The sequence below is a fragment of the Mycobacterium sp. genome, assembly GCF_032162105.1.
GTDB lineage: Bacteria > Actinomycetota > Actinomycetes > Mycobacteriales > Mycobacteriaceae > Mycobacterium.
Window position 1 is genome coordinate 1 of sequence record NZ_JAVRPS010000230.1, and the last position, 6,539, is coordinate 6,539.

Annotated in this window: 5 protein-coding genes; 1 reads left to right on the forward strand and 4 read right to left on the reverse strand. The window is 63.9% G+C overall.

What is annotated here, in order from left to right; all coding sequences use genetic code 11:
* From QOC69_RS11580 to QOC69_RS11590, 3 genes are all read right to left on the reverse strand, one after another.
* The coding region (locus QOC69_RS11580) for an AMP-binding protein (protein WP_526439494.1) at positions 1–2,611 on the reverse strand (2,611 nt) is incomplete at its 3' end.
* Positions 2,612–2,710: 99 nt separating this feature from the next.
* Positions 2,711–3,124 (reverse strand): SCP2 sterol-binding domain-containing protein, encoded by a 414-nt coding sequence (locus QOC69_RS11585; RefSeq protein ID WP_526439496.1) that lies wholly within the window; start codon positions 3,122–3,124, stop codon positions 2,711–2,713.
* A gap of 35 nt (positions 3,125–3,159) precedes the next feature.
* The gene (locus QOC69_RS11590) at positions 3,160–4,641 is read right to left on the reverse strand and encodes a carotenoid oxygenase family protein (RefSeq protein ID WP_526439499.1); all 1,482 of its coding nucleotides are present in this window, start codon (positions 4,639–4,641) and stop codon (positions 3,160–3,162) included.
* 375 nt (positions 4,642–5,016) lie between these two features.
* Here QOC69_RS11590 and QOC69_RS11595 point away from each other — a divergent pair, with 375 nt between their 5' ends.
* Positions 5,017–6,078, forward strand: a complete 1,062-nt coding sequence (locus tag QOC69_RS11595; RefSeq protein ID WP_526439501.1) for an Lrp/AsnC family transcriptional regulator — start codon at positions 5,017–5,019, stop codon at positions 6,076–6,078.
* Positions 6,079–6,102: 24 nt separating this feature from the next.
* On the opposite strand, the gene QOC69_RS11600 is transcribed toward QOC69_RS11595, so the two are convergent.
* Positions 6,103–6,539: acyl-CoA dehydrogenase family protein (locus tag QOC69_RS11600; protein ID WP_526439503.1), on the reverse strand; the 437-nt coding region annotated here is incomplete at its 5' end.

Consider the following 6,539-nt stretch of genomic DNA (forward strand, 5'->3'; position numbering starts at 1 on the left):
GTGCAGCTCCGACCATCAGCCATCGCAGCTGATCCAGCCCGAGTGACTGCCGGATCGGGGCCAGGATCCGTCGGTCGGCGTCGGCGTAGGCGGTGGCCAGTTCGGGTGACAGTTCTGCGTCGCCGTCGGCCTTGCGGGCTGCCACTGCCGCGTGCCCGATCTCCAGTGCCCAGCTCACCGCGGCGCGGTTCTTGGGATCGGTTTCGGCGGCGAACTTCGTCTGCAGTCCGGCGGTGATCTTCTCCAGGATCCTGGGCACCGTTCCCCAGATCTGCGGCTTGATCCGCACGAGCGTGGGCAGCAGGGCGGCGACGTCGTCGACGCAGGTCACGTCGAGGCCGAACGCGATGCCGGCGTAGTGGGTGCCCCAGCGTTGGGCGGCATGCGCCATCGGCATGGCCGACGGCACCCGGTCACCGGGGCGGAAGTCGAGCACTTCGCTGGTCAGTTCCAGCTCGGCAAGCATGGCCTCGTGGGTCAGTTCGACACCCTTCGGGGTGCCGGTGGTGCCCGACGTGTAGATCAGCGTCAGGATGTCGTCGGGGCCGACCGCACGCCAGGTGGCCTCGAAGTCGAAGTCCGTGGCCGCGGGGCGCGGGAGATCGTCCAGCGCCAGAGTGCCCTCGACACCTGGTGCGGTGCAGATGATTTCGCACGTCGCGGGCGCCGCGGCGGCCAGCTTCGCGGCATAGGCCTCCTCGCATATCGCAAGCGTCGCACCGGAGTTGGTTAGCACGTACTCGATGTCGGCGACGGGTGAGGTGTTGTAGACCGAGCAACTGGCGGCCCCGAGGTGCATCACGGCGGCGTCGACGAGGTGGAACGCCGGGCGGTTGTCGAACATCAGCGCGACGACGTCCCCGTGCCGGACGCCGCGTAGGTGCAGTGCTCCGGCGATGTCGGCTACGGCGTCACGGTATTGCCGGTAGGTCAGGGTGAGCTCGCCGTCGGTGGAATGCAGCGCCGGCAGCTCGGCGTACGCCTTCGTCGTCGTTTCGAACAGTTCGCAGATGCTGCGTGCGGACCGGAAGGACCGCGGAACCGGGCCCGGGTTCGGTTGCGCTGCAGTGCCTGTCGCGGGTACGTCGGGCAGTGCCCGTGTGATACCTGCCGCGACCGTGTACCGCTCCGGGTGGAAGCGAGCGGTGGCGTGGGCATAGGCCAGGTGCGAGGCCGGCCACATCGCCGTGACCTTTCCTTCGGCGTTGGTGTACCAGCCGGGGCAGTCGTCGGTGAAGACCGTGCTGTCGAGCTTCTTCTGAAGCCACTCCTGGAAGTGGTCGTTGGTTTCACTGCTGACGTCGAGCCACGCCGCACTGTGAGCCTCTTTGAAGTCCAAGGCCTGCCGAATGTAGCTGGCCTGGCGTTCCAGGAGGAACACGATGGTGTTGGTGATGCTGTTCGTATTGGGGCCGAACAGCATGAACATGTTGGGGAAGTTGATCACGCTGATACCGAGGTAGGCCTCGGCGCCGTGCTGCCACTGAGCGTGCAGGTCGATACCGTCGCGGCCGACGATGCTGATGGGACTGAGGAATTCGCTGGCCTTGAATCCGGTACACCAGATCAGTACGTCGGCGTCGATGCTGCGGCCGTCGGCGGTCACCACACCGGTCGGTGTCACCCGTTGCACCGCCGATCCGACCAGGTGCACGTCGTCGCGGCCCAGCGTCGGGTACCAGTCATTGGACAGCAGCAGCCGGTTGCACAGCAGCCGATAGTTCGGAATCGCCGCCGCAATCTCGTCGGGGTCGCTCATGTGGCGTTTGATGATGTGGATCAGCAACCATTGTGAGAGCTTCCGAACCGGATTGGCCGCGCGTGTGACCAGGGGGTATCGGCTCTCGTAGGCGAGGAAGAGCACGATGTGGTGGATGGTCCTGAGCAGGCTGGACCGCCGCATCAGCGCCGTCTGCACGTCACCGGGCCGGCGGCGGCTCTTCCACATGACCCAGTTGGGCGATCGCTGCACCACGGTCAGGTCGGCGGCCGTCTCGGCGATGGACGGCACGATCTGAATCGCGCTGGCGCCGCTGCCGACGACGACGACCTTCTTGTCGGTCAGGTCGACGTCGTGGCGCCATTGCGCCGAGTGGAAGGAATCGCCACTGAAGGCGTCCAGGCCCTCGACCGCGGGCATCTTGGGTCGGCTCAGCTGACCGGTGGCCATGATGAGCGCGTCCACCCGCAGCGACTCCCCCGCGGCGGTGGTGACCACCCATTGGCCGGTGCTCTCGTCGAACACCGCCGAAGCGACTTCGGTATCGAACCGGATGTGGTCGGTGATGCCGAAGTCGTGTGCGACTTCGTCCAGGTACCGGTGGATTTCGCCCTGCTTGCCGAACAGGCCGGACCAATCCGGTTTCAGCGCATAGGAGAACGAGTAGATCGGCGACGGGACGTCGCAGGCTGCTCCGGGATAGGTGTTCTCGCGCCACACGCCGCCGACGGAACTCGCGCGCTCGAAGATGACGAAGTCCTCGAAGCCCGACCGTTTGAGTTCGATCGCGGCGGCCAGTCCGCCGAACCCACATCCGACGATCGCGATGGACGTCGTGCGTGGCGTCGCTGTGCGGCCGCGGGTGCGGAGCCGGGAATTGCTAGTGCTCACCGGGATGAACCTCCAAGATCTGGTGACAGGATCCGGTAGTGGCCGCATCCGCGCTGGTGTGAACCGTGATGAGCGCCGTAGCTCACGGGAGCCGGTGCCTCACGGGCCGACGAGGTCTGCGTAGCCCTTCTCGGCGAGGTAGGTCCGGTACCGCGCGAAGGCCGGATCCAGAGCCGGAAGAAGATTCATCATCTTGGTGACCTGCCCGTTGACTTTGACTTTTCGCTTTGTGATCGCCGTGGTGATCTTCAGCTTGCCGATCCAGAAGAGGTGGCCGTTATCGGCCGACATCGTCAGCTCCACATCGGGTTTGACCTCTGAGGGTCCCTGCGTGATTCGGATCGGGTCGTGCGTGCAATCGACGAGGATCGACGCCTCTGGGTCGGTGTAGTTGATGCGGAAGACCGTCTTGGACTTCACGAATTTCGGGCCAAGCACGGGATCTGCCGCCATGTCGTCCATGAAGCCTGCAAAGACGTCGTAGAGCTGCTCAGACGAGGTGAAGATGGCCAAGGGTCGGTCTCTCTATCAGTGGATGGCGGGGCACGTCACTTCGCGAAGTTCATGTAGTGGCCGTGGGGGGTCCAGCCGATCTGAAACGGCAGATCGATTCGGGCCACCGGTCCACTCGCGAAGTCGCGGGTGTCGAAGATCTGGTACTCCGAGGTGTTCTCCATGAAGTGTGAGATCGGCACGATCAGGTATCCGTCTGCCTCTGGGGAGTCCGTTGCCCGGGGAGCGAAGGTCGGTTCGAACAGCACTGCAGACTGTTCTTCGTTGTCGATCGTGTAGCTCTCCTCGGCTCCGGTGCGCACGTTGCGGCGGACCAGGGTGTCCAGTGACCACAGGCTGTCGCCTGCGGTGAGGAAGGCCCATTCGTAGTTCTTGCCGTAATAGCGTTCGTCGACTTTGGGGAATTCAACTGAGCGGTCATCAAGTCGTTCACTGGTGATGACACCGGTGGTCAAGTCGACGGTCCATCGGCCGGTGACGCCGGATCCGAAGGGGACGAAGTCCACCCCGAATTCGACCTGGTCTTCGAAGGGGAACGGGGGCCGGTCGAAGATCGGCCCGTCCAGAACCAGCGTGTCCCCAATGTGGTTGGCCGACATCGTATGCATGATGTATTCCTCGTTGAAGTCGGCGGTGATCCACTTGATCGGCGCGTTGATGTCCTTGCGCGAGATCAATGCCAGCTTCGTCGGCAGGGAGGGGTCCCAGCCGAACACGGAGAGCCCCTTGGTGATTCGATCCTCACCGACGATGAACGGCTGGAACGGCAGTACGACGTAGTTCTCGGTCAGCCACATGTCGTGGGCGTTTTGGGCGTACGGCGCGTCATCGATGTCGCGGGTCTCCACATGTCCGTCCGGGTGCACCCAGTGCAGCGTCACGTACGGCTCGGTATCGCGATAGGTCCAGCCGTAGAGAATTCCGGTGTCGCTGTCCCATTTCGGATGCGCGGTGAACGCGTTGTCGCCGAGGCAGGCTGGCGGTGTCATCCCTGGGGACAGCTTGTCCGACCAGGTGACGAAGCCCCGGGTTTCAAGCGTGATGGGGTCGACGGCCACTGGGGGCAGTCCCTGTTCGCCACTGCCGAGGATCTCCCCCGCGAACGGAAAGACGTTCACGATCGGACTACCACTGGGGACACCTGCGGTGTACTCGTTGGGGATCGAGTAGCCCAACCCGTAGCCCCGCCAATCGCTGAACTGGCCATCGGTCCACTCGAAGAGGCCGACGCCGTGCTTCTGTTCGAGAAGATACTTGGGGGTCTTCACCCACTTGTTGGTGAAGTCGGCCTTGCCGTCCCGGAACACCAAGCCCTGGATCATCCCGTCGGTGGCGGCAAACCCGTTGAAGCCCTGCTTGGTTGGGCGTTTCCAGGTCGGGCCGATGCGATAGAAACCGCCGTTGAGCTCCGGGGGGATTTGGCCCTCGGAAACCACGCAGTCTTCGATGTGGGCCTCGAAGCGCATCGGCTTCAGCGGGCCGAACAGGCGGATGTCATCGGGGATCGCGGTAACCATCGGAGCGTGCCTCCTCCATCGTCGGTGACGACCGTCACTGTATGCATTGCGTGGCCGTTATGTCAAACATCCGCATAAATTACGCATCTGAACGACGCAAAACCTACCTTGCTGTGATTGTCACATCATCTTTGCAGATATGCATGCCGCAACGAACATGTAGTCGTGCGCGGTCGCCCGTGCGCTTGCGGTGTCTTCGCGAAGAAGCCCCGCGCGGCACGGCACGAGGGCGTCACGGCGCCGCTGCAGGCCCGGGAGCGCTGCTGCGGCTATCCGGCGGTGGACGCGCTCAAAAGCCCGTCCGGGCCCGAACGTCGCTGCTCATCGTTAGAATTGCGCAATGGATTTCGCCAGGCACGTGCAGACAGGGACACGATGAGCGACGCGTCCAAGCCGGACCGGGCGCGGCTGCTGCCGCCTGCGGTCCAGGGTGCCTCGGCCGGCGCCCAGCTCTTTGGCGGCGACGGCGCGGGGCCACCGACTGCCACCCTCGACGACCTCGACCGGACGCTCGTCGAGAATCTGCTGCTCGACGGCAAGATGACCAACCGTGAATTGGCGCAGCACACCGGAATTAGCGAATCGGCGGTCAGCATCCGGCTACGCAAGCTGGCGGCCAGCGGCGCAATCATCTTCACCGCGATCGTCGACTGGGAAGTGGCTGGCTTCGAATGGTTCGTCGTAGTCCGAATCAAGACGCGGGCCCGGTCCCCCCGCGACGTCGCGGTCGACGTGAGCGGATTGGAGCAATGCGAGGCAGTCTCGGTCGCGCTCGGGTCCCACGATGTCATCGCCTATTTCCTGATCAAAGATCGTGCGGAACTGCGCCGGCTGACCAACGACGATCTGCCGGCCATAGCCGGAATAGCCGAGATGAGCGTTGACCTCGCCACGGACACATCGGTAAGTCCGAACGGCCGGCGACTGTTCCTCGCCCGCGGGGCCCCACCGATCCGGCTACCCGCCCCGCGCGTCGACCTGGACGACCTCGACATCGCGATCCTGCAAGCCCTGATCGACGACGGCCGACAATCCAGCCGCAAGATCGCGCGGACCCACGACGTGTCCGAGGGGACGGTGCGTGCCCGGGTCAACCGGCTGTCCCAGGCGGGCCTGGTCCGCGTCGCGGCGATGGTTGAGCCCGTCGCCCTCGGTATCGCCGGCGTGATCGCCTCAGTGTCACTGCGCGTCGACCGTGCCCAGTTGAGTGCCATCCAAAAGGAACTCAACTCGATGGCCGAAATCGTCTTCCTCGCGGTCTGCGTCGGTAGTTCGGACCTGCACGTCACATTGACAGCGGCAGATCCCCAGCAACTCATCGAATTGGTGTCGACCCGACTACAAACCATCGACGGCGTGCTCGCGACCGACACTCTGTTCATGGTCGACGTGATTCGGTTCAGCCCATACATGAAGCGTCTCGACACCGCTGACTGACTCTTGGCACGGCGGCGGACGGATTCACAACGAGCGTGAAATGAGCTCCTTCATCACTTCATTGGCGCCGGCGTAGATGCGTTGGATTCGCGCGTCGGCGTACATCTGCGCGATCGGGTATTCCAACGTGTAGCCGTAGCCGCCAAAGAGCTGCAAGCACCGGTCGATCACGGCGCACTGCTGATCCGAGAGCCAGTACTTGGCCATCGCTGCGGTCGTGCCATCGAGTTCGCCGCGCAAATGACGATGAATGCAGTCCTCGAGGAACACACCGGAGACCCGAGCGATCGTTGCGCATTCGGCGAGCTCGAATCGGGTGTTCTGCAACGCAAATAGCGGTGCACCGAAGGCCTGTCGCGACTTGGTGTACTCCACGGTGAGGGCGACGGCCCGCTCCATGGCCGCCACCGCCGATACACCGAGGATCAAACGCTCTTGTGCAAGTTGCGTTTTCAGCTGGG